Source organism: Bradyrhizobium sp. USDA 4501, assembly GCF_054062115.1.
The window spans coordinates 1473178-1494332 of record NZ_JBSSEX010000001.1 but is presented as its reverse complement, the minus strand read 5'-3'; the positions used below and the strand labels follow the sequence as shown (position 1 = coordinate 1494332).

Genomic DNA, 21155 nt, shown 5'->3' with positions numbered 1-21155 from the left:
CCGGAGGACAGCAATGGTTGAGAAGATCATAACGCCACGGCGTAACGTCATCGACTTTGCGCGCTATCAACAGGACCGCGCAGCAGGCAAGGTGCAGGCGATCTCGCCGAGACTTTGCCGTTACTGTGGCGCTGCGTTGCTGGATGGCGAGGACGAAGACGAATGCTCCAGCGCGCTGAACGACGTCGCGCTGCGGCAGCCCGAGAAGAAGTCGCGTCGGTTCTACGCAGACTAGAGGCCGAAGCCTCGGAGGCAGAAGCCTCGTTTGCGTTGTTACGCCTGCAAGTGAAGCAATCCCAATGACGGCCGCGGCGGCGGCCGGGATCGCCTCAAAACTTCCTTCCCCGAAATACGGCTCTTCCCAAGCTCAGACGTGCTGACCACCGTTGATGTGGATCTCCGCACCGTTCACGTAAGAGCTGGTCTCCGTGCAGAGAACGTAGATGATCTTGGCGACCTCGTCCGGCGTGCCGAGGCGATGCATCGGGATCTGCTGGTCGACGATCTTCTCGGTGCCGGGCGATAGGATCGAGGTATCGATCTCGCCCGGCGCAATCGCGTTGACGCGGACGCCGACGCGGCCGAAGTCCGATGCCATCTCGCGCGTCAGCGCCGCGAGCGCGGCCTTCGACGTCGCATAGGCCGCGCCGGCAAACGGATGCACGCGCGAGCCGGCGATCGAGGTGACGTTCACCACCGCGCCCTTGGCGTGTTTCAACTCCTCGATCAGCCCGCGCGCGATCATGATCGGTGCGAAGAAGTTGACGTGGAAAACGTGGGTCCAAGTCTCGATGTCGGTGTCCATGGTGCCGAGCCGGCCGCCGCCCGCAGCCTTCGGCGAGATCGCGGCGTTGTTGACCAGCGCGTGCAGTTCATCGTTCTCGAGCCGCCTGCGGATCTCAGAGATCGCGCGAACGGTGTCGTCATGGCTGCCGAGGTCGACCTCGATGTGGTCTTCCGGCCCGGCGCCCCAGGGGCAGACCTCGGGAAACGCATGCCGCGACAGGGTGATGACGCGCCAGCCGGCGGACGAGAACCGGATCGCGGTGGCATGGCCGATGCCGCGGCTTGCGCCGGTCAGAAGCAGCGTGCGCCGCGGCGCATTGGATGGGTGGGGCATCGACGGTTTCTTTCGTTTTCGTCATGCGCGGCGGCGTGCCGGGCATCCACGCCTTCGAACGACTTGGGATGACTTGGGATCAAGACGTCGCTGGCCGGGTCATCTTACACGAAGATGCGCTTCGCGCTTTCGCCCGGCCATGACGGTCGCAGCTTTCAGGGATAGAGCCGCACCTTCGACCAGGCGCTGCCGGCGCCGTCGCGGCGGAATTCGATGCGGTCGTGCAGGCGGTACGGGCGGTCGTGCCAGAACTCGAAGCGCTGCGGCGTGATCCGCCAGCCGCTCCAGCCCGGCGGCCGCGGCACCTCGCCGATGACGTATTTCGCACCGGTCTTGGCGATCGCCTGCTCGAATGCGAAGCGGCTCTCCAGCGGCTGCGACTGCTTGCTGGCCCAGGCGCCGATCTGCGCCTGCTTCGGCCTGGTGGCGAAATAGGCGTCGGCCTCGGCATCGGTCACCGGCGTGACCGGCCCGCGGATGCGCACCTGGCGGCGCAGCGATTTCCAGTGGAAGAGTAAAGCAGCCTTGGGATTTGCGGCCAATTCGCGGCCCTTGGCGCTCGCAATGTGGCTGTAGAACACGAAGCCGTCGGCATCGAAGCCCTTCATCAGCACCATCCGCACGTCGGGCAGGCCGTCGGGATCGACGGTCGCAAGCGCCATCGCGTTCGGATCGTTCGGCTCGGACTTGATCGCCTCCGCAAACCATTCGGCGAACAGGGCGAACGGCTCCTCCGCCGCGGTGAAATCACCCGATGTTAACGGTGTCGGGTGTTTGATGGAGGTCGTGTCGGTCATGTCAGGAGTCCCGATTTGCATCCGCCCGCGTCTGAAAGCGCGTTACTAGCCCTATATAGGGCATGGGGGCGCGTTGGCCTATCGGCGATCCACCCCGCAGGCGCGGTGGTGACATTGATCCTGATCGGCGTCGGCGCAAGCGGCTGCAGCCTGTCGCGCAGCGACGCCTTCGCCAAGCTGGACGACAAGGATGTGACGGGCTCGATCAGGCCGACCCAGATCAATGCGGTGATGCCGACCGACAGCGATCTCGCCTTCGCCCGCAATGCCGCCTCCGACGTGCTGACCAAGGGCGACAAGGATTCCAGCCAGCCCTGGGAAAATCCTGAAACCGGCGCGCGCGGCTCGGTGACGCCGCTGGCCCAGGCCTATTCGGGCGAGGACGGCAAGACGTGCCGGGATTTCCTTGCCAGCTACGTCAACGGAGCCACCGAGAGCTGGCTGCAGGGCGCCGCATGCAAGGCTGGACAAGGGCGGTGGGAAATCCATAGCCTGAAGCCCTGGAGAAAATCCTGAGAATTCCGGCGAAGCCGGACTAGTTGCAAAAATGCCACTGAGCCCCCACATCAAGGTAAAGTGGGCCCGGACGGGTTCCCGGCCAGGACTGATTTTTCCCGTGAAGGAGACGTGACGGATGCGCGACCCCTATGAGGTCTTGGGGGTGCAGCGGAGCGCCAGCGCTGCGACGATCAAGAGCGCCTATCGCAAGCTCGCCAAGAAGCATCACCCTGATAACAACAAGAACGACCCGAAGGCGGCGGCCCGCTTTGCGGAGATCAACACGGCCAACGAGATCGTCGGCGACGAGGACAAGCGCAAGCAGTTCGACCGCGGCGAGATCGATGCCGAAGGCAAGCCGCGCTTCCAGGGTTTCCCTGGCGGCAGCGGTGCCGGCGGCCGTGCCGGTCCGGGCGGCTTCGAGTACAGTTTCCGCTCCGGGCCCGGCGGCGGCATGGGCGGCGGCAGCTTCGAGGACATCCTCAACAGCATGTTTGGCAATGCGGCTCGCGGAGGCGGCAGCCGCGCGGGCCGGGCCAGTCCGTTCGAGTTTGACGGCGGCGGGGTCGGCGTCGACCTCGATCTTTCGGTCGCTATGACGGTGTCGCTGGAGGAATCGGTCAGGGGCGCCGACAAGCGCGTCCGCCTGCCGACCGGCCGCGAGCTCAACGTCAAGATTCCGCCCGGGGTTGCTGCGGGTCAGCAGATCCGGCTGAAGGGGCAGGGCGAGACCGCGCAAGGCCATCCGCCCGGCGATCTCCTGATCACGATCTCGGTCGCGCCGCACCCGTTCTTCAAGGTCGACGGCAACGACCTCAGGATCGACCTGCCCATCACCCTCTACGAGGCGGTGCTGGGCGGCAAGGTCCGCGTGCCGACGCTCGGCAGCGCGGTCGAACTGTCGATCCCGAAGAACACCTCGAGCGGCCGTACCTTCCGCCTCAAGGCCAAGGGGCTGTCGAAGGCGGGCGCGACCGGCGACCTCTATGTCACGACCCGCATCATCCTTCCCGACGGGAACGATGCCGAGCTTGAGGCATTGATGCAGGCATGGCGGGATCAAAAACCCTACAATCCGCGTAGCGATCTCGGCTGACCGCCGATAACGCGCCCCAAAAGACGCGAAGACGCGAAACTGCACTACCCCGGACTCTATCGGGGTAGACGCGGGCATCGTGAGCGCGTCACAAAGGATGACGGGCCGTCCGAGGTCTGCGGCGTGCAGACCGGATGACGGAAAAGGAGTGCGGCCTCGAGAGGGGGACCAGCGCGGTACACAAAACCCCAATCGAGGCCGCGTGCGCCGATCGGCGGATCGGGCGCGGATCATCTTCGCGTGAGCATCCGGTGCGATAATGAGACGCGTCGATGACGCGAATCGAAGTTTTCGATGTCGGAATTGGGACGCTGAGTGAGGCTGGATTCACTTGCTCGAAATGACGCAATTTCGACGACCTGATCTTCCGTAAAATTACGGAAGATCACCCGCCGCTCTTCTCCATCTGATCGTAGACGGCCTGCGCGACCTGGGTCAGGCGCGTGCGATCGGTGCCGCCGCTGACGACATAGGCGACGCCTCGATCGGCCCAGAACAGCGCGCCGTCGCTGCCCTGCACGGCATAGCGCATCTGGGTCGCCTCGGTCTTCACCTTGGCGGTATAGACCGTGAACCGCTCACCCGACGTGCTCTCATACATCAGGAACGACGCCGGGCCGCTCGGTCCGGGCAGCAGGCGGCCGCCGACCAGCTTCAGCCCGGTCAGCTCCGGCGCGCGGACGTCCCAGCCGCAGCGCTTGGTCAGCCATTGCTGCAGGTGGTCGCGCTCGCTGCCGGGCACCTCGACGGGATGCCGGACCTCGACCACGTAGAGCCGATGCGCATCGAGTGCATCGACCGTGAAGCTCTGGAATGCCGACGGCGTCGCCGCCGCTCCGCGCGCGATCCAGCCGGCGCCGCCACCGGCGACGAAGGCCATGACCGTCGCCGCCACCGCGCCATAGACCCAGCGGCGCGGCTGGCGCACCAGCCGCTCGAGCTCGAGCCGTTTCGGCACCGCCTCGTCCAGCACGGTGTCGTAGCGTGCATGCAGTGTCTCGGCCATCGCACGCCATGACTGCACCCGCGCCGCGTCGTCGGGATGCGCGGCAAGCCACGCCTCGACATCGCCGCGGCGTTCGGCTGGCAGCTCGTTGTCGACGTAAGCGTGCAACTCGTCTTCGGTGACGGGAATGTTCGAGTCGGTCATATCAGTCGTCTCTGCCAAATCTTGTTCGAAAATCGTTCATGCATAACGCCGGCCATCGCGCACATTATCATTTCACCCGCCGGAGCGCCGGGCGCTGGCCCTCGATCGAGGCCCGGACATGGGCGCGTGCGCGGGCGAGGCGGGACATCACCGTGCCGATCGGCACGCCCTGGATATCGGCGACCTCGCGGTAGCTCATGCCCTCCAGCATGACGAGCAGCAGCACCGAGCGTTGTTCCTCGACCAGCGTCGACAGCGCGCGTTCGATGTCGCGTCCCTCGGCCTCGGTGCCGCTGGCGTCGGCATTGTTATCGAGCAGCGGCACGAACGCCGGCCGCCGCGCCAGCGAGCGCCGGCGGTTCTTGTTCAGATTGGTCAGGATCGTGTAGAGCCAGCTCCTGACGTCGCCGCCGAGAAACAGCCGCTCCGAGCGCAGCGCCCGCACCAGCGTGTCCTGCACCAGATCGTCGGCGATATCCGTGTCACGCGCCAGCGCGCGCGCATAGCGACGCAGCGCCGGTATCATGGCTTCGACACTTTGACGAAACGCGGTCATGCATCCCAGTCTTCGATGGTCTCGGCGATAGCCGCCTTGTCAACATAACACCCTGGCGGCGTGGCTATTCCGTCTGCGCCGATCTGCGCGCATACCGCCCAAGCTGCGGCCGATTTGGGCTTGTCGCCAGCCGAAGTGCTGGTGTACCTCCGAGCCGAAAAAATTCGAAGCGTGGAAGCCTTGAGGCGGCCGACCTCTCGCGCAGCAGGGACCAGCCGTTACGGGAATGCCGGTACCGACGATCTATTACATCCGCCACGGCGAGACCGCGTGGAACGCCGAAGGGCGGCTCCAGGGCGTGCAGGACGTCGCCCTCAATGAGCGCGGTCGCGCCCAGGCCGCGCATGCCGGGCGCATCCTCGGCGATCTCCTCGCGCGCGACCGCCGTGACAAGGCGACGCTGCCGTTCGTCGCAAGCCCGCTGATCCGGGCGCGTGCCACCATGGAGCTGGTGCGCGCCGAGCTCGGCCTGCCGCCGGGCGACTACGCGCTCGACGCGCGGCTGCGCGAGATCGGCTACGGGACGTGGGAGGGCTCGACCTTGGCGCAGGCGCAGGCTGCGGACCCCGCGCTGTATGCCCGCCGCCTGGCCGAGAAGTGGACGGTGTCGCCGTCCGGCGGCGAGAGCTATGTCGACGTGCAGGTGCGGATGACCGACTGGTACCGCTCGGTGACGTCGGACACGGTCGCGGTCGCCCATGGCGGTACGGCGCGGGCGCTGATGGTGGCGCTCGGCTTCGAGACGCCGGCCTCGGCCGCCGAACTCTATATCGAGCAGGGAGCGGTCTACGTATTCGGTGAGCAGGGGCTGCGGAAGCATAGTTAACTCGCACTGTCATTCCGGGGCACGAAGCGAACCTCAGAGGCGCAATTGCGCCCCGGGGAATCTCGAGATTCCGGGTTCGATGCTCCGCATCGCCCCGGAATGACAGCTTGGCTGTTTGACCCCGCTGCCTCTGCGCGTTACGACACGCCATGTCCTTCAATACTTTCGGTCATATGTTCCGCGTCACGACCTTCGGCGAGAGCCATGGGGTCGCGATCGGCTGCGTCGTGGACGGCTGCCCGCCGCTGATCCCCCTGACCGCGGAGGAGATCCAGCACGACCTCGACCGCCGCCGCCCCGGCCAGTCGCGCTTCACCACCCAGCGCCAGGAGCCGGATGCGGTCAAGATCCTGTCCGGCGTGATGGCGCATCCGGAAACCGGCGCGCAGGTGACGACCGGCACGCCGATCGCGCTGCTGATCGAGAACACCGACCAGCGCTCGAAGGATTATTCCGAGATCAAGGACAAGTTCCGGCCCGGCCATGCCGACTTCACCTATGAAGCGAAATACGGCCTGCGCGACTATCGCGGCGGCGGACGCTCCTCCGCGCGCGAGACCGCGACCCGCGTCGCGGCCGGTGCGATCGCGCGCAAGGTACTGCCCGAGGTGAAGGTGCGCGGCGCGCTGGTGCAGATGGGGCCGCACAAGATCGACCGCGAGAAGTGGGACTGGGACGAGATTGCGAACAACCCGTTCTTCTGTCCCGACAAGGACAAGGCGGCGTTCTTCGAAAGCTATCTCGACGGCATCAGGAAGAGCGGCTCCTCGATCGGCGCCGTCATCGAGGTCGTCGCCGAGGGCGTGCCAGCCGGCCTCGGCGCGCCGATCTACGCCAAACTCGACAGCGACCTGGCGGCGGCGATGATGAGCATCAACGCGGTCAAGGGCGTCGAGATCGGCGCCGGCTTCGGCGCCGCCGAATTGTCGGGCGAGGAGAACGCCGACGAGATGCGGACCGGCAACAACGGAACGCGTTTCCTGTCCAACCATGCCGGCGGCGTCCTCGGCGGCATCTCGACCGGGCAGCCGGTGGTGGTGCGCTTTGCGGTCAAGCCGACGTCCTCGATCCTGACCACGCGCCGGACCGTGGACCGCAAGGGCGCGGATACCGACATCCTGACCAAGGGCCGCCACGACCCCTGCGTCGGCATCCGGGCGGTACCGGTCGGCGAGGCCATGATGGCCTGCGTGCTGGCCGATCATTTTCTGCGCGACCGCGGGCAGACCGGGCGCTGATCCCTTATATAGTGGCGGTCGCCAGACCGCCCTGGGGGAATGCCATGAACGCGTCGGAGCTTCGGGACATCATCGAATGGATGATCGGCGGCGCGCGGTCGGCGCCGACCCCGCCGCAGATGATGGCGGAATGCTGCGAGCGCCTGGTGCGGGCCGGCCTGCCGCTGTGGCGCATCGGCGTCTTCGTGCGCACGCTGCATCCGGAGATCTATGGCCGCCATTTCTTCTGGAAGCCCGGCGCCGAGGTCGAAACCGGCACCGTCGATCACAACATCCTGGACTCCCCGGAATTTGCCGTCAGCCCGCTGTCGACCGTGTTCAGGCAGGGTGTTGAAGTACGCGCGCGGCTCGACGATCCCGCAAGCGCCCGGTTTCCGATCGTCGTGGACCTGCAGGCCGAAGGCGTCACCGACTACATCGCCGTGCCGCTGGTCTATACCGACGGCTTCGTCAATGCCTCGAGCTGGACCACCAGGCAGCCGGGTGGCTTCACCGAGGAGCAGCTCGATGCGATCCGGTCGATCACCGTGCCATTGGCGCGCTATATCGAGATCATCACCCTGCGCCGCACCGCCTCGCTCTTGCTCGACACCTATGTCGGCAACCGTGCCGGCGAGCGCATCATGGGCGGCCAGATCCGGCGCGGCCATGCCGATACGATGGATGCCGCGATCTGGCTGTCGGACCTGCGCGGCTTCACCGCGCTGTCGGACCGCTTGCCGGCCGAGACGGTGGTGGAAATCCTCAACCTCTACTTCGATTGCCAGGTCACCGCGATCCGCGACCATGGCGGCGAAGTGCTCAAATTCATGGGCGACGGCCTGCTCGCGGTGTTCCCGGTCGACGAATATCTCGGCGACGAGGTGCAGGTCTGCTCACGGGTGCTGGAAGCCGCGCGCGCGTCCCGCGCCGGCGTCGAGGCGCTGCAATTCGCCAATGGCGATGCCGTCGAACGCTTCCGTTTCGGCCTCGCGCTGCATCTCGGGCGCGTGCTCTACGGCAATATTGGCGGCGGCAACCGGCTCGACTTCACCTGCATCGGTCCGGCGGTCAATCTCGCCGCGCGGCTGGAGAAGATCGCCGGCCGTCTTGGCCGCACCGTGGTGGCCTCGGAGCGCTTCGCCGGCATCAGCGACGGCGGCTGGAGCGATCTCGGCGAGTTTCCTATCGCTGGATTTGCCAAGGCCGAACGGGTCTACGGCCTGTACGACGAGGCGCCGGTCGCTGCTGCGAGCTAAAGCATGATCCGGAAAAGTGCGAAGCGGTTTTCCGAAAAGCTCATGCTCAAACAAAGAGCTAACGCGCGATGACGATTCAACCTAATCTCATCGCGCCTTAGCCGCCGCGGGCGTAAGACTGCTTCAGGCCGAAGGTCAGGATCGACAGCGTGATCCACAGCCGCAGCATGGCGAAGCCGAAGATGAAGACGACGTAGACCAGGTTCTTGAGCGGCTGGCCCACCGTCGCGGTCTGCCAGAAGTGCCAGATCGCGGTGCGGACAAGCTCCTGACCGTAGCCCAGCGCGACGTTGATCGCACCGAGCACCAGCACCGCGGCGCCGAGCCACAGCGCATGCCGGCCCAGATCCTTGACGGCGGCAAACAGTGCGACACGGCCGCCATTGCCTTCCGCATTGACGATGATCAAGAGCACCAGCGCTGCGATCGCCGCACTCCAGAACCGGCCGAGATCGGAGTCCTGATCGAAGGCCATGCCGTCGAGGCCCCACATCAAATGCGGAGCAAACGACGTGAAGCCGACCGCGGCGGTGCCGACTGATGCCACGATCATCACGAGCATGATCCGCCACAGGATCGACGCCGACAGTCTGGTCTGCTCGGCCAGGGTCCATTCGCCGAGCGACGATTGGCCTCCGGCAGCCTGGATCGAGTCCCGCGCTGTCGCGAAGAAGGCGAGCAGCACGCAGATGTCGGCCAGCACCAGCGCGGGCAGCGTCAGGCCGGGCCTGCCGAAACCGACGATCCGCAGCGCCGCCGCCATGACGAGCCAGGGCAGAGCGGGCAGGGGGCGAAACGGCCCGAACGAGGTTTCTGGGCGGGTCTTCCGCAGTGAGAGCTGTTGGCGCAGTGCGACGGACATGCCGCGTTCATGCCATGCGATCCCTAAAGCACCGGTCGCCGCGATCGCTAAAATTCGCGGCAAGGCCTGTGGCAATCTGGCGCTGGCGCGCTATTCCTCGGGCTCGGTGGTGAACAGCAGCGGATAGCCCTTGGCGCGGCCGGCGTCGGTGGCGCGCGTCGCCTTGGTCTCGGCGACGTCCCTGGTGAAGACAGCGACGACGCAGACGCCGCGCTGGTGCGCCGTCAGCATCACCTTGTAGGCTTGGTCGTCGGTCATGCGGAATTCACCCTTCAGCACGGTGACGACGAATTCGCGCGGCGTGTAGTCGTCGTTGACCAGGATCACCTTGTGCAGGCGCGGCCGCTCGACCTTGGTCTTCGTCCTGGTTTTCGGCTTGACGACGGTATCTGGCATCGCACTCCCTCGCGATTGCCCCGTAAGAATACCGTCTTCAGGCGCGCCTTGGAACCGTTCGATTTGCACGGCGTCATTGCGGCAACGGCACGGCGCGCGTTGCCGCATTCGAGACAAACGAAGTTTGACTTGAGTGTGGACGTCTAACCTGAATGTGAAGGACAGCTGATATCTGCGCTTTTCGCCGCCTGAATTGCGTGTCACCATGACACTCATACGACGGGAGGGCCGCAATGCGCTGGTATGTCTCGATCGGAGCGGTGCTTGTCGCGGGCATGTTGGCCTGCGGCGATGTGGCCGGTGTTGCCGCGCCCGGCCCGGGAACCCAACCCGGCCATCGCCTGGCTGAAAAGGAATCCACACCGAGCGTCGACATCGAGTTGATCATCGCGGTCGACGTTTCCTATTCGATGGACATGGACGAGCTCGCGATCCAGCGCGAGGGCTATGCGCAGGCGATCGTCTCCAAGGATTTCCTGCAGGCGCTGAAGGCCGGTCCGAACGGCAAGATCTCGATCACCTATTTCGAATGGGCCGCCTCCAACGATCAGAAGATCATCATCCCCTGGCGGGTGATCGACGGCCCTGAATCCGCCGATGCGGTCGCCGCCGAGATCATGAAGACGCCGGTGCGCCGCGCCTCGCGCACCTCGATCTCCGGCGCGATCTATTTCGCGATCCCGATGTTCGACGAGAATCCGCATCGCGGGCTGCGCCGCGTGATCGATATTTCCGGCGACGGGCCCAACAACAACGGCACGCCGATCACGCCCGCGCGCGATGCGGCGCTCGACAAGGGCATCGTCATCAACGGTCTGCCGATCATGGTGAAGGAACCGTCCTACTCGACGATGGATATCGAGAATCTCGACTATTACTACGAGGACTGCGTGATCGGCGGACCGGGCTCCTTCGTGGTGACGATCAAGGATCGTGAGAAGTTCAAGGAGGCGATCCGCACCAAGCTGCTGCTCGAAGTTGCCGGCCGCACCCCCGAGCGCCCCATCATGCGGACCGCCGAGAAGGAGCCGCGGGTCAATTGCCTGATCGGCGAGAAGATCTGGCAGGACCGCTGGGGGCGGTAGCGATCATGTGGACCTCGTAGGATGGGTAGAGCGCAGCGAAACCCATCAATTCATGTCTATGGCGCGAATGATGGATTTCGCTGCGCTCTACCCATCCTACGGTCTAACTCGCCTTACAGATCTTCTGGAGCTCAGTCTGTATCGCGCGCAGCATCTGCAACGCGGCGGCATGCTCGGTCGCACCGATCTGCCGCCAGACCTCTGCGGCGCGGCCAGCAAGGCCGCGAACCGTCACCGGAAAATTCGCGGCCTGCGCCAGTGCGCTCTTTTCGTTGATCAGATATTGCCCGTTCAGCGCAAACAGCACCTGTGCGAGGCAGGCCAGCGCGCGATAGGCGCAGCCGGCGACATGCGTGCCGTCGCCGCGCGGCAGAGCAAGCTCTGCATTCTCGATGCTGAACAGGACTTCCCATTGAAAGCGCCGGATCAGCGCATCGCGCAGGGCCGGCGGGTAGGGCACAGTCCTCGCCTTCAGCGCCGCGACGAGGCCGTCGGGATCGTGCAGCTGATGGCACAGCGCGACCTCGCCCATCCAGATCGCCGAGCAGAAGCCGTGCGGATGGCCCGGCTGGTAGTGCATGCTGATCTCGCCGTTCCGGCAAGCATCGATGACAGCAGAGACCTGATCGGTGCTGCGGTAGAGCAGGTCGACCTTGCGGCCGCCGATCGTGAGCCAGGCACCGCCGACGATCCACGGTCCCCATTCGCCGACCGGCGTGACATGCGCAGCGGCGGGGTCGTCGACCAGACCCGTTACAGCTTCGCGCAGCCGATCGATATCCGGCGCGGCGCCATCCCGATAGTAGAGGCCGATATCGGTGTCGGAGGTGTCATGCGCCGTGCCGCGCGCCCGCGAGCCGCCGAGTACGATGGCGGCGACGCCCGATACGGCGGCGATAACGGGGATGATGCGTGCGAGCAGCGGATCGTCGGACATGGAGCGCAGACTATAGCGAGACTGCCCGCGCTCAGCGATAGCAGCTCCGTCCTGTCAGCGCGCGAACCGCGCCACCAGCTCGACATGCGCCGTGTGGCGGAACTGATCGACCGGTGTGACGGCTGCGATCTTGTAGCCGCCGTCGATCAGGATTTTCGCGTCGCGCGCAAACGTCGCGGCGTTGCAGGACACCGCGACGATCACCGGCACCTTGCTCGCCGCCAGCTGGGTGACCTGCGCCTGCGCGCCCTGGCGGGGCGGGTCGAACACGACGGCGTCATAGTCGCGCAACTCCTGCGGCATCAGGGGACGGCGGAACAGGTCGCGCGCCTCGGCCTTGAGTGGCTTCAGCCCCGGCGTCGATTGCGCGGCCTTCTGCAGCGCGGTGATCGCACCCGTGTCGCTGTCGAAGGCGGCGATCCGCGCCTTCTCCGCGAGGCGCAGCGCAAACGGACCGACGCCGCAAAACAGGTCGGCGATATGCTTGGCGCGTCCGCAATGCTCGCGAACCAGCGCGGCCAGCGTCTCCTCGCCCTTGACGGTCGCCTGCAGGAACGAGCCGGGCGGCAGCACGACCTTCGCCTTTCCGATCGCAATCTCGGGAGAGGCACGCTGCAGCACCAGCTCGCCGTGGCGTGTCAGCCGCGCCAGCCGGTGCTTCTCCGCAACGCGCGACAAAGTGGTGATCAGGCTGGTCGGCAGCGCGCCGGAACCGCGCACGTCGATGTCGAGTCCGTTGACGGTTGCGGTGACCTGGATGTCGAGCGGCTTGCCGATCGCGATCAGCGGCTCGGCGGTGGCCCAGGCCGCCTCGATCGCGCCGTCGAGCGCAGGATCGAGGATCGGGCAGCGATCGACCGGGATGATGTCGTGCGAACCTGCCGCGGCGTAGCCGACCTTGAGGACGTCATGGGTGCCCATGCGCCCGTGCAGCGTGATGCGGCGACGGCCCGCGCCATGGGCATCGATCAGCGCTGCGACGTCCGCCGCAATCTTCGCCTGCGCCAGCGTCTCGACCACGATGTTGCGCTTCCAGGCGTGGTAGGGCGCATCGTTCCAGTGCTGGATCGCGCAGCCGCCGCAGACGCCGAAATGCGGACAGAACGGCGCGATGCGCTCGGGGCTTTCCTGCGCGATCCGCAGCAGCCGCCGCCGGTCGGGATGATTGCCCGGGACGTCGTCGACCTCGACCGTTTCGCCGGCCAGCGCATAAGGCACAAAGATCGATTGCGATCCCTCGATCGCGACGCCGTCGCCGCGGTGGCCGACATGGTCAATGGTGAGAAGCTCAGCCACGGCGCGCGCCGAGGAAGAATTCGATATTGCCGTCGCCGCCCGGGATCGAGGACGGGAACACCTGGATGTCGGTGCAGCCCAGCGAGGCGGCAAAGGCGGCGATGTCGTCGCAGATCTCCTGGTGCACCATCGCGTTGCGGATCACGCCGCGCTTGGAGTGTTTGCGCGCCGCCTCGAATTGCGGCTTGATCAGCGCCAAGAGATGCATCGGGGCGGCCGCCAGCGACAGCGCAACCGGCAGCACCAGCTTCAGCGAGATGAAGCTGACGTCGATCACCACGATGTCGGGCCGCGCCGGCAGGCGCTTGCCCTCGAAACTCCTGATGTCGGTCGCCTCCATGGAGACGATTTTCGGATGCCCCTGCAGCGAGGGATGCAGCTGGCCGTGGCCGACATCGATGGCGAACACGAGGCTCGCGCCATTGGCGAGCAGCACTTCGGTGAAGCCGCCGGTCGAGGCGCCGACATCGAGGCACACATGGCCCTCGACGTCGATCGGATAGTGCTCGAGCGCGCCGGCGAGCTTGACGCCGCCGCGCGAGACATAGGGATGCGCCGGCTCGGCCGAGAGGGCCGCGCCCGGTGCGACGATCTCGGACGCCTTCGCGATCTGCCTGCCGTCGGCGGTGACGAGGCCGGCGTCGATGGCGGCGCGCGCTCGCGCCCGGCTTTCGAACAGGCCGCGTTCCACCAGCAGCACGTCGATGCGTTTGCCGGCGGATGCGTCGTTGTCGTTGTCGCCCGCTCTGGTCACTTCGCCGCCTGCCGGCGCTGCGCGGCAGCGAGCCGCACGCAGGCCTCGAAGGAGGTGAGGTCGTGCCATAGGTCGGCCGACGGCTCGCGCGGGGTCACCAGCGGGCTGCCGTGCAGGTCGAGCGCGTGCATCATCATCAGATTGTCCGGCAATCCAAACTCTTCCACCGTCAGCCCCTCCGCATCGATCAGGCGTCCGTCGGATGCCGGCACGACCTGGCTGAGCCGCGCCACGCGATTGGCGTAGGACGTGGGATCGTTGGAATAGGCGAGGCACAGTTTGCCGCGTCCCGCCATGTAGCCGAGTTCGTAAACCGTGCCTGCGTCGGCACTGGGGCCGCGAAACGGCGTCAAGTTGGCGATGATGGCGTCGGCAGACTCCATCATCGCCTCGTTGCTCTTGAAGATGGTGAGCGAGACGCCGGCGGCGGTGGGATCGATGCTGTTGTCGAGCGGATACAGCCCGGTCAGCCCGTGATAGGCGCAAACCTCCGCCTTGCGGCGGCCGATCTCCACGGCATCCGGCAGGAACACGTCAGGACCTGCCAGATAGATCTTCATGGACTTGCCGGGGCTGGTGCGTTTTCGAGCGACAACCTGGAGCTTCGGTTCTGATTCAATCAGAACCGAAAATGCTCCAGTGAGCGCCGCCCGTCACGATCAGGCGAGCTTGACGGTCTCGGCCTTGTAGTCCTTGCCGAGGGTTTCGAACACCTTGGCAACGATGCTCTTGGCGTCGAGACCGGCGCGGGCATACATCGCCGCCGGCGTGTCGTGGTCGAGGAACACGTCGGGCAGGATCATCGAGCGGAACTTGAGCATGCCGCTGTCGAGCATGGCGTTGTCCGACAGGAACTGCATGACATGCGAGCCAAAGCCGCCGATCGAGCCTTCCTCGATCGTGATCAGGATCTCATGGTCGCGGGCGAGCTTCATGATCATCTCTTCGTCGAGCGGCTTCATGAAGCGCGCGTCGGCGATCGTGGCGGAAAGGCCGTGCGCGGCGAGCTCGTCGGCCGCCTTCTCGCACTCGGCGAGACGGGTGCCGAACGACAGCAGCGCGACCTTCTTGCCCTCACGGATGATGCGGCCCTTGCCGACCTCGAGGGCAACGCCGACTTCCGGCATCTCGATGCCGCGGCCTTCGCCGCGCGGATAGCGCAGCGCGCTCGGACGATCGTTGATCGCAACCTGCGTCGCCACCATGTGGACCAGTTCCGCCTCGTCGGCGGCGGCCATGATCACCATGTTCGGCAGACAGCCGAGATAAGCATTGTCGAACGAACCCGCGTGCGTCGCGCCGTCGGCGCCGACCAGGCCGGCGCGGTCGATCGCGAAGCGGACCGGAAGGCTCTGGATCGCGACGTCATGGACCACCTGGTCATAGCCGCGCTGCAGGAAGGTCGAGTAGATCGCGCAGAACGGCTTGTAGCCTTCGGTGGCGAGGCCGGCGGCGAAGGTCACCGCGTGCTGCTCGGCAATGCCGACGTCGAAGGTGCGGTCCGGGAACGCCTTGTTGAAGATGTCGACGCCGGTGCCTGACGGCATCGCCGCGGTGATGGCGACGATCTTGTCGTCCTTCTCGGCTTCCTTGACGAGGCTCTGGCCGAACACGTTCTGGTAGGCCGGCGCATTCGGCTTGGCCTTGGCCTGGGTGCCGGTCGCGACGTCGAACTTGACCACGGCGTGGTACTTGTCGGCGGAGGCTTCGGCCGGGCCGTAGCCCTTGCCCTTCTGGGTCACGACGTGAACCAGGATCGGGCCGGTCTCCATGTCGCGGACGTTCTTCAGCACCGGCAGCAGATGGTCGAGATTGTGACCGTCGATCGGGCCGACATAGTAGAAGCCGAGTTCCTCGAACAGCGTGCCGCCGTCCATCATGAAGCCGCGGGAATATTCCTCGACGCGGTTGGCGCGGTTGGCGAGGATCTTCGGCAGGCGCTTGTTGATCTGCTTGGCGGCCTCGCGCAGCGAGCGGTAGGTCTTGCCGGAGTAGAGGCGCGACAGATAGGCGCTCATCGCGCCGACGGGCGGCGCGATCGACATGTCGTTGTCGTTGAGGATCACGATCAGGCGCGAGTTCATCGCGCCGGCGTTGTTCATCGCCTCATAGGCCATGCCCGCCGACATCGCGCCGTCACCGATCACGGCGATAACGTTGTTCTTGCCGCCGGAGAGATCGCGCGCCACGGCCATGCCGAGGCCGGCCGAGATCGAGGTCGAGGAGTGCGCGGCGCCGAACGGATCGTAGTCGCTTTCGGTGCGCTTGGTGAAGCCGGAGAGACCGCCGCCGGTGCGTAGCGTGCGGATGCGGTCGCGGCGTCCGGTCAGGATCTTGTGCGGGTAGGCCTGGTGGCCGACGTCCCAGATCAGGCGGTCGCGCGGGGTGTCGAAGATGTAGTGGATGGCGGTGGTCAGTTCGACCACGCCGAGGCCGGCGCCGAAATGGCCGCCGGTCACCGACACCGCGTCGATGGTTTCCTGGCGCAGCTCGTCGGCAACCTGCTGCACCTGCTCGACCTTCAGCTTGCGCAGGTCATCCGGCGTGTGAATAGTGTCAAGAAGCGGCGTCTTACTAAATGTGGTCACAGCGAATTTCCAATTTTTGCCTGTCGGAACGAACCGCCCGACGCGAGATGGGATGGCGCGCACACCGCGCAGCGAATGCCAGACACTGGGTGCCGCCCCGGCAGGCCGGTGCCTGGTTGTAAGCCTAGATTCACTCCGGATTGGACCACGTGATATGCATCACCTTGGTCGCTCTTCACCCGTCCCGGTTCAGTTTTGTCGAACCATTTGAGATGCATGCCGCCCGAAAAGTCGGGCTGCCCGCCACTCTCAAATGCCCATAGAACTGGAAGCATTACACCAAAGCCGCCGCCAAAGCCAACCCGATAGGGGCCGCAAGGTTCCTATGCGGCGCGCCGAAAAACCTAGTCTTTTCAATAGTCGGGTGGGAGCTGGGTTCCAATTTGCCTAATTTGGCGGCAGCCGGCCGGGCCGGCTCGGCCTGATTCGCAGCCGTACCCGACCCCGCGGGTAGCCCCGGAGGTTTGCGGGTGGCTGGAAATGCACAGCAACAATTGCCCGCCGTGGCGGACATCGCGCCGCACGATCGACGTGGTCGGTAGCGCTACTGCACGTCGAGCGGCTCGGTGCCGGTCGGCTGGCCCGAGGCGTCGGTGGTGATCTTGTCGACGCGGGCTTCGGCCTGACGCAGCAATTCCTCGCAGCGCCGCTTCAGCGCCTCGCCGCGCTCGTAGATCGCGACCGATTCCTCAAGCGGGACCTTGCCGTCCTCGAGCCGCTTGACGATCGATTCGAGTTCCTCGATCGCGCGTTCAAAGGAGAGCTTCTTCACGTCGGCTTGGGTATTCTCGGCCATTCTTGCGTTCCCGATTGCGTGGATCAGATCGCAACCTGATCTTGTCGTCCAAACATGACCTGTCGCAGGCCATGCTCGCCCCGGCGCAGAATCAATCGAATTTTTGCGGGCGTATTGTGGCGGGGATTTACCCGTCCATCAATGCGGTGACGTGAGATGCCACCGACTCTTTCAGGCCCTGCAGGTCGTAGCCGCCTTCCAGGACGGAGACGACGCGGCCGCCGGCGCTCTTGTCGGCGAGATCCATCAGCTTGCGCGTGACCCAGCCGAAATCCTCGCCCGTCAGGTTGATCGAGGCCAAGGGATCGCGGTGATGCGCGTCGAAGCCCGCCGAAATGACGATAAGTTCGGGGGAGAACTTCTCCAGCTGCGGCAGGATCAGGTTCTCGAAAGCGGAGCGGAACTTGGCGCCGCCGTCGCCGGGCGCCAGCGGCGCGTTGACGACAGTGTCGTGCTCGCCACGCTCGCCGGCGGCCCCAGTGCCGGGGAACAGCGGCATCTGGTGCGTCGAGCAATACATCACGGTCGGGTCGGCCCAGAAGATATCCTGCGTGCCGTTGCCGTGATGGACGTCGAAATCGATGATTGCGGCGCGCTTGATGCCGTATTTGCGCTGCGCGTGGCGGGCAGCGATCGCGGCATTGTCGAAGAAGCAGAAGCCCATCGGCGTCGATTTCTCGGCGTGGTGCCCGGGCGGGCGCACCGCGACGAACGCGTTTTGATGCTTGCCCTCCATCACCGCATCGGCGGCGGCCACCGCGCCGCCGACGCCGCGCATCACCGCTTCCCAGGTGCCCGGCGACATCGAGGTGTCGCCGTCGATATAGATCATGCCGGAGGTCGGCGCGATGTGGCGGAGTTCGCCGACATAGTGCTCACCGTGACAGAGCAGCACGGTGTCGAGGTCGCCTTCCGGCGCGGAATCGCGCACCAGCGCCTTGAAGCGATCCTCGCCGAGCACCTCGGCGACCGCCCGCAGCCGGTCGGGGCGTTCGGGATGTCCGGGAGGGGTCAGGTGGTCGAGACAGGCGGAATGCGTCAGAAGCAGTGTCATGCAGATTCCCGGCGCAATCGATGCGCGTGCGAGGACGCATGATCCGGAAAAGTGCGCAGCGGTTTTCCGACCAAGATCATGCAAGAGCAGGCCCTAATCTAGGCCGTTAGCGGCGTTCCGGAAAGGGCCGACATCATCCCAGGGCCGACATCATCCCTGTTCCCGTCCTTCCAAAGCCGGGGTGTTTTCCGCGTCATTGCCAGCGGAGCGAAGCAATCCATGCCGCCGCATGCTCGGAGACAATGGATTGGTTCGCTCCGTTCGTAATGACGTGAGGAGCTGCGTACGCCACCCCTAGACCTCGCTCAATTGATCCGCTCGATCCGCTTGTCTGCCGTCGGGCCCACCGGGCTGTTGGCCTTGAAGTAGGCATAGAGCGCATCGACGTCGTAGATGCCGAACTGCTGCGCGGTTCCTTGCTTGAACACCGTGAAGCCGTCGCCGCCCTCGGCGAGATAATTGTTCACGGTGACGCGGTAGCTCGCGGCCGGGTCGATCGGCTTGCCGTCCAGCGACATCCGTGCGGCAATGATGCGCGCGCCATCGGGCTTGCTCGCATCCCACGCATAGGAGAACCCCTTCGAGACCTGGAGGGCGCGCGGCCGCTTCGGATCGGCCCATTGCTGCTCCAGCGCGTCCTTGAGCTGCTTGCCGGTCAGCGTCATCGTCACCAGCTGGTTGCGGAACGGCTGGCTTGCAAAGATATCGGCATAGGTCACCGCGCCGTCCTCGCGCTTGACGATGTCGGTGCGCACGCCGCCGGGATTGGTGAAGGCGATTACCGCGCCGCCATTCGGCTCGGCGCTGGTTGCAAGCAGCTGTGCATCGGCGACGATGTCGCCGAGCGGGCTCTCGCCAGTTTCGGCAGGTGTACGCGACAGCGTTTCGGTGACCGAGCCTGCCGCGCGGCTCGCGATCGGCGCGGCCAGCCGGTCGTAGGATTCCAGCAGCGCGCTCTGCTCGGGATCCTTGGCCGTGCCGGCGATCCGCACGATGGTGTTGGCGGCCCTGGCGCTGATCACGTCATGGCTGTTCGGATCAAGCTGAAGGTCGATCGCGGTGACCAGGGTGCCGTATTTGTCGCCGGAGGTGACGAGCCGTCCGTCGATCTCGCAGACATAGGCCTGGTGGGTGTGGCCGGAGACCACGACGTCGACCGCGCGATCGAACTTCTTGACGATGTCGACGATCGGCCCGGAGATCCCTGGACATTCATTATAGTCGCCGGTCGGAAAGCCGCCTTCGTGGATCAGCACCACGATCGCCTCGACGCCCTTTGCCTTCAGCTCGGGGACCAGCGCATTGACGGTCTCGGCCTCGTCGCGAAAGTCGAGGCTCGCGACGCCGGCCGGCGACACCAGGTTCGGGGTGTTCTTCAGCGTCAGCCCGATGAAGGCCACTGCAATGCCGTCGAATTGCTTGATCTCGTAGGGCGGAAACACCGGCTTGCCGGTCGCCTTCTCGATCGTAGAGGCGGCGAGATAGCGGAATTTGGCTCCTGTGAACGGGTGCGGCCCCTGGCATTTGTCGATCGGATGGCAACCGCCATTCTGCATCCGCAGCAGCTCGTCCTTGCCCTCGTCGAATTCGTGATTGCCGACCGAGGAGATCGCAAGCCCCATCAGCGAGAGCGACTCGATGGTCGGCTCGTCATGAAACATCGCCGACAGGAACGGGCTCGCGCCGATCAGGTCGCCGGCCGCGACGAAGATGTTGTTCTTGTGGCCCTCGCGCAGCTGCTTGACGACGGTGGCCATCCGCTCGGCGCCGCCGGCGGACTCCATGATCTTTTTGGTCGCGTCAGCGGCGTCGGTGATGCGGATGCCGCCCGGCGGCGGCCGCAGATAGCCGTGGAAATCGTTGATCGCGAGAATGCGCAGGCTCACCGGCTCCGCGGCCTGCGCCGGACAGGGGCTTGCTGCGGCCAGTCCGAACGCGCAAAGCGCGGCGAGAGGGGAAAGGCGGGACTGTCTCATGACCTGTCCATGGAGCACGGGATCATGGCGCCGCGCCACTACAATTTTGCGACGCTTCGTTTCAATCCTTCGGGCGAGCCATGAATGCCTTGAACGCCTCGACTGCTTCCTCGGAGCGCATCCGTTCGCTGAACAGATGGTTCTCCTGCTCGATGCGGCGGGTGACGTCCTCCGGCGGCAGCCGGATCAGGCGCCGCGAGATCGCCACCGCCTCGGCCGGCAGCGCGCAGATCTCGCGCGCCACCTTGTGCGCCTCCACCTCGGCATGTCCCGGCGCCACCACGGTATTGACGAAGCCGGCGACGCGGGCGTCGTCGGCCGACATGGTGCGGCCCATCACCAGCATCGCGAAGGCACGCTGGTGGCCCATCATGCGCGGCATCAACAGGCTCGAGGCGCCTTCCGGCACCAGGCCGAAATTCGAGAACGGCGTCGAGAACAGCGCGGTCTTGCTGGCGAGCACATAGTCGCAGTGAAACAGCATGGTGGTGCCGATGCCCATCGCGACGCCGTCGACGGCGGCGATGATCGGCTTCACATTGTGGGCCAGCGAATACAGGAATTTGACGAGGTCAGAGGCCGGCGGCGTCTCACCGGTCGAGGTGCCCTGCGCGAGCAGGTCCTCGATGTCGTTGCCCGCGGTGAACACGCCGGAGCCGCCGGTGATGATCAGGCAGCGGATCTTCGGATTGTTCTGCGCCTTGTCGATCGCGTCGCTGATCGCGCGAAACATCTCCTGGGTGATCGCGTTCTTCTTCTCGGGCCTGCGCAGCCGGATCACGCGCGTGGCGGCTTCGTCGGTCACTATGACATGCGCGGTCATCGAGCGGTCCCAGGGTCGGCCGGCATCGTCGCCGGTGGAGGTCGTGCCGCCATCCTACATGATCCCGTG

Annotated in this window: 22 protein-coding genes; 7 read left to right on the top strand and 15 right to left on the bottom strand. The window is 65.6% G+C overall.

Features of this window, described 5'->3' with window-relative positions:
• Positions 1–13: 13 nt before the first annotated feature.
• Positions 14–235: a hypothetical protein gene (locus ACVWZM_RS06995; RefSeq protein WP_063709281.1), complete on the top strand. Its 222-nt coding sequence runs from the start codon at positions 14–16 to the stop codon at positions 233–235.
• Positions 236–367: 132 nt separating this feature from the next.
• Here ACVWZM_RS06995 and ACVWZM_RS06990 read toward each other — a convergent pair whose 3' ends face one another.
• Positions 368–1120: an SDR family NAD(P)-dependent oxidoreductase gene (locus tag ACVWZM_RS06990; RefSeq protein WP_018270354.1), complete on the bottom strand. Its 753-nt coding sequence runs from the start codon at positions 1118–1120 to the stop codon at positions 368–370.
• 155 nt (positions 1121–1275) lie between these two features.
• Entirely contained in the window at positions 1276–1917 is a 642-nt protein-coding gene (pdxH, locus tag ACVWZM_RS06985) for a pyridoxamine 5'-phosphate oxidase (protein WP_057015208.1), read from the bottom strand.
• A gap of 108 nt (positions 1918–2025) precedes the next feature.
• Here pdxH and ACVWZM_RS06980 point away from each other — a divergent pair, with 108 nt between their 5' ends.
• Together ACVWZM_RS06980 and ACVWZM_RS06975 are read left to right on the top strand one after the other, a co-directional pair.
• The gene (locus ACVWZM_RS06980) at positions 2026–2433 is read left to right on the top strand and encodes an RT0821/Lpp0805 family surface protein (protein ID WP_057015270.1); all 408 of its coding nucleotides are present in this window, start codon (positions 2026–2028) and stop codon (positions 2431–2433) included.
• Positions 2434–2551: 118 nt separating this feature from the next.
• Positions 2552–3511 carry a DnaJ C-terminal domain-containing protein gene (locus ACVWZM_RS06975; protein WP_456852282.1) on the top strand — a complete coding sequence of 320 codons (960 nt, stop codon included), beginning with the start codon at positions 2552–2554 and terminating at the stop codon, positions 3509–3511.
• 385 nt (positions 3512–3896) lie between these two features.
• On the opposite strand, the gene ACVWZM_RS06970 is transcribed toward ACVWZM_RS06975, so the two are convergent.
• Positions 3897–4661 carry an anti-sigma factor family protein gene (locus ACVWZM_RS06970; RefSeq protein ID WP_076828982.1) on the bottom strand — a complete coding sequence of 255 codons (765 nt, stop codon included), beginning with the start codon at positions 4659–4661 and terminating at the stop codon, positions 3897–3899.
• A 67-nt stretch (positions 4662–4728) separates the two neighbouring features.
• Complete coding sequence (locus ACVWZM_RS06965; protein ID WP_016844579.1) at positions 4729–5217, bottom strand: sigma-70 family RNA polymerase sigma factor; 489 nt, start codon at positions 5215–5217, stop codon at positions 4729–4731.
• A 226-nt stretch (positions 5218–5443) separates the two neighbouring features.
• Between ACVWZM_RS06965 and ACVWZM_RS06960 the strand changes: the two genes are divergently transcribed.
• The 3 genes from ACVWZM_RS06960 to ACVWZM_RS06950 all read left to right on the top strand — a co-directional run bounded on the left by ACVWZM_RS06960 (position 5444) and on the right by ACVWZM_RS06950 (position 8519).
• Complete coding sequence (locus tag ACVWZM_RS06960) at positions 5444–6043, top strand: histidine phosphatase family protein (RefSeq protein ID WP_076828980.1); 600 nt, start codon at positions 5444–5446, stop codon at positions 6041–6043.
• A gap of 149 nt (positions 6044–6192) precedes the next feature.
• Positions 6193–7281, top strand: coding sequence for a chorismate synthase (gene aroC, locus ACVWZM_RS06955; RefSeq protein WP_057015211.1), 1089 nt, complete (start codon positions 6193–6195; stop codon positions 7279–7281).
• 44 nt (positions 7282–7325) lie between these two features.
• Positions 7326–8519 carry an adenylate/guanylate cyclase domain-containing protein gene (locus tag ACVWZM_RS06950; protein WP_057015212.1) on the top strand — a complete coding sequence of 398 codons (1194 nt, stop codon included), beginning with the start codon at positions 7326–7328 and terminating at the stop codon, positions 8517–8519.
• A 97-nt stretch (positions 8520–8616) separates the two neighbouring features.
• Here the strand turns inward: ACVWZM_RS06950 and ACVWZM_RS06945 are convergent, their stop codons facing one another.
• Both ACVWZM_RS06945 and clpS read right to left on the bottom strand, forming a co-directional pair.
• Entirely contained in the window at positions 8617–9381 is a 765-nt protein-coding gene (locus ACVWZM_RS06945) for a hypothetical protein (protein ID WP_233475576.1), read from the bottom strand.
• A 90-nt stretch (positions 9382–9471) separates the two neighbouring features.
• Positions 9472–9777: an ATP-dependent Clp protease adapter ClpS gene (gene clpS, locus ACVWZM_RS06940; RefSeq protein WP_021076758.1), complete on the bottom strand. Its 306-nt coding sequence runs from the start codon at positions 9775–9777 to the stop codon at positions 9472–9474.
• Positions 9778–10010: 233 nt separating this feature from the next.
• Between clpS and ACVWZM_RS06935 the strand changes: the two genes are divergently transcribed.
• The gene (locus ACVWZM_RS06935) at positions 10011–10862 is read left to right on the top strand and encodes a DUF1194 domain-containing protein (protein WP_057015213.1); all 852 of its coding nucleotides are present in this window, start codon (positions 10011–10013) and stop codon (positions 10860–10862) included.
• A 103-nt stretch (positions 10863–10965) separates the two neighbouring features.
• Here the strand turns inward: ACVWZM_RS06935 and ACVWZM_RS06930 are convergent, their stop codons facing one another.
• The 9 genes from ACVWZM_RS06930 to ACVWZM_RS06890 all read right to left on the bottom strand — a co-directional run bounded on the left by ACVWZM_RS06930 (position 10966) and on the right by ACVWZM_RS06890 (position 21086).
• Positions 10966–11799, bottom strand: a complete 834-nt coding sequence (locus ACVWZM_RS06930) for a nucleotidyltransferase domain-containing protein (RefSeq protein WP_141340068.1) — start codon at positions 11797–11799, stop codon at positions 10966–10968.
• Between the two features lie 54 nt (positions 11800–11853).
• On the bottom strand, positions 11854–13095 hold the full coding sequence (locus ACVWZM_RS06925) for a class I SAM-dependent RNA methyltransferase (RefSeq protein WP_057015215.1): 1242 nt from the start codon (positions 13093–13095) through the stop codon (positions 11854–11856).
• Entirely contained in the window at positions 13088–13849 is a 762-nt protein-coding gene (locus tag ACVWZM_RS06920; RefSeq protein WP_057015216.1) for a TlyA family RNA methyltransferase, read from the bottom strand. The genes ACVWZM_RS06925 and ACVWZM_RS06920 overlap by 8 nt, the downstream gene beginning before the upstream one ends.
• On the bottom strand, positions 13846–14409 hold the full coding sequence (locus ACVWZM_RS06915) for a nucleoside 2-deoxyribosyltransferase (RefSeq protein ID WP_057015217.1): 564 nt from the start codon (positions 14407–14409) through the stop codon (positions 13846–13848). The genes ACVWZM_RS06920 and ACVWZM_RS06915 overlap by 4 nt, the downstream gene beginning before the upstream one ends.
• Positions 14410–14508: 99 nt before the next feature.
• A complete protein-coding gene (gene dxs / locus ACVWZM_RS06910) occupies positions 14509–16437 on the bottom strand; it encodes a 1-deoxy-D-xylulose-5-phosphate synthase (RefSeq protein WP_050387827.1) in 1929 nt (642 codons plus the stop codon).
• Positions 16438–16981: 544 nt separating this feature from the next.
• Positions 16982–17233 (bottom strand): exodeoxyribonuclease VII small subunit, encoded by a 252-nt coding sequence (locus ACVWZM_RS06905; protein WP_028334494.1) that lies wholly within the window; start codon positions 17231–17233, stop codon positions 16982–16984.
• Between the two features lie 127 nt (positions 17234–17360).
• The gene (locus ACVWZM_RS06900) at positions 17361–18287 is read right to left on the bottom strand and encodes a histone deacetylase family protein (RefSeq protein WP_057015218.1); all 927 of its coding nucleotides are present in this window, start codon (positions 18285–18287) and stop codon (positions 17361–17363) included.
• A gap of 305 nt (positions 18288–18592) precedes the next feature.
• On the bottom strand, positions 18593–20263 hold the full coding sequence (locus ACVWZM_RS06895; protein ID WP_456852280.1) for a bifunctional metallophosphatase/5'-nucleotidase: 1671 nt from the start codon (positions 20261–20263) through the stop codon (positions 18593–18595).
• Between the two features lie 61 nt (positions 20264–20324).
• Positions 20325–21086 (bottom strand): crotonase/enoyl-CoA hydratase family protein, encoded by a 762-nt coding sequence (locus tag ACVWZM_RS06890; RefSeq protein ID WP_050387826.1) that lies wholly within the window; start codon positions 21084–21086, stop codon positions 20325–20327.
• Positions 21087–21155 lie beyond the last annotated feature (69 nt).

Coding starts and splice junctions, on each gene's coding strand:
- ACVWZM_RS06970 (WP_076828982.1), bottom strand. CDS start 4,661: ATGACCGACTCGAACATTCCCGTCACCGAAGACGAGTTGCACGCTTAC.
- ACVWZM_RS06965 (WP_016844579.1), bottom strand. CDS start 5,217: ATGACCGCGTTTCGTCAAAGTGTCGAAGCCATGATACCGGCGCTGCGT.
- ACVWZM_RS06905 (WP_028334494.1), bottom strand. CDS start 17,233: ATGGCCGAGAATACCCAAGCCGACGTGAAGAAGCTCTCCTTTGAACGC.
- ACVWZM_RS06945 (WP_233475576.1), bottom strand. CDS start 9,381: ATGTCCGTCGCACTGCGCCAACAGCTCTCACTGCGGAAGACCCGCCCA.
- ACVWZM_RS06995 (WP_063709281.1), top strand. CDS start 14: ATGGTTGAGAAGATCATAACGCCACGGCGTAACGTCATCGACTTTGCG.
- ACVWZM_RS06915 (WP_057015217.1), bottom strand. CDS start 14,409: ATGAAGATCTATCTGGCAGGTCCTGACGTGTTCCTGCCGGATGCCGTG.
- ACVWZM_RS06950 (WP_057015212.1), top strand. CDS start 7,326: ATGAACGCGTCGGAGCTTCGGGACATCATCGAATGGATGATCGGCGGC.
- ACVWZM_RS06935 (WP_057015213.1), top strand. CDS start 10,011: ATGCGCTGGTATGTCTCGATCGGAGCGGTGCTTGTCGCGGGCATGTTG.
- ACVWZM_RS06895 (WP_456852280.1), bottom strand. CDS start 20,263: ATGAGACAGTCCCGCCTTTCCCCTCTCGCCGCGCTTTGCGCGTTCGGA.
- ACVWZM_RS06960 (WP_076828980.1), top strand. CDS start 5,444: ATGCCGGTACCGACGATCTATTACATCCGCCACGGCGAGACCGCGTGG.
- ACVWZM_RS06990 (WP_018270354.1), bottom strand. CDS start 1,120: ATGCCCCACCCATCCAATGCGCCGCGGCGCACGCTGCTTCTGACCGGC.
- aroC (WP_057015211.1), top strand. CDS start 6,193: ATGTCCTTCAATACTTTCGGTCATATGTTCCGCGTCACGACCTTCGGC.
- pdxH (WP_057015208.1), bottom strand. CDS start 1,917: ATGACCGACACGACCTCCATCAAACACCCGACACCGTTAACATCGGGT.
- clpS (WP_021076758.1), bottom strand. CDS start 9,777: ATGCCAGATACCGTCGTCAAGCCGAAAACCAGGACGAAGACCAAGGTC.
- ACVWZM_RS06930 (WP_141340068.1), bottom strand. CDS start 11,799: ATGTCCGACGATCCGCTGCTCGCACGCATCATCCCCGTTATCGCCGCC.
- ACVWZM_RS06890 (WP_050387826.1), bottom strand. CDS start 21,086: ATGACCGCGCATGTCATAGTGACCGACGAAGCCGCCACGCGCGTGATC.
- ACVWZM_RS06975 (WP_456852282.1), top strand. CDS start 2,552: ATGCGCGACCCCTATGAGGTCTTGGGGGTGCAGCGGAGCGCCAGCGCT.
- ACVWZM_RS06900 (WP_057015218.1), bottom strand. CDS start 18,287: ATGACACTGCTTCTGACGCATTCCGCCTGTCTCGACCACCTGACCCCT.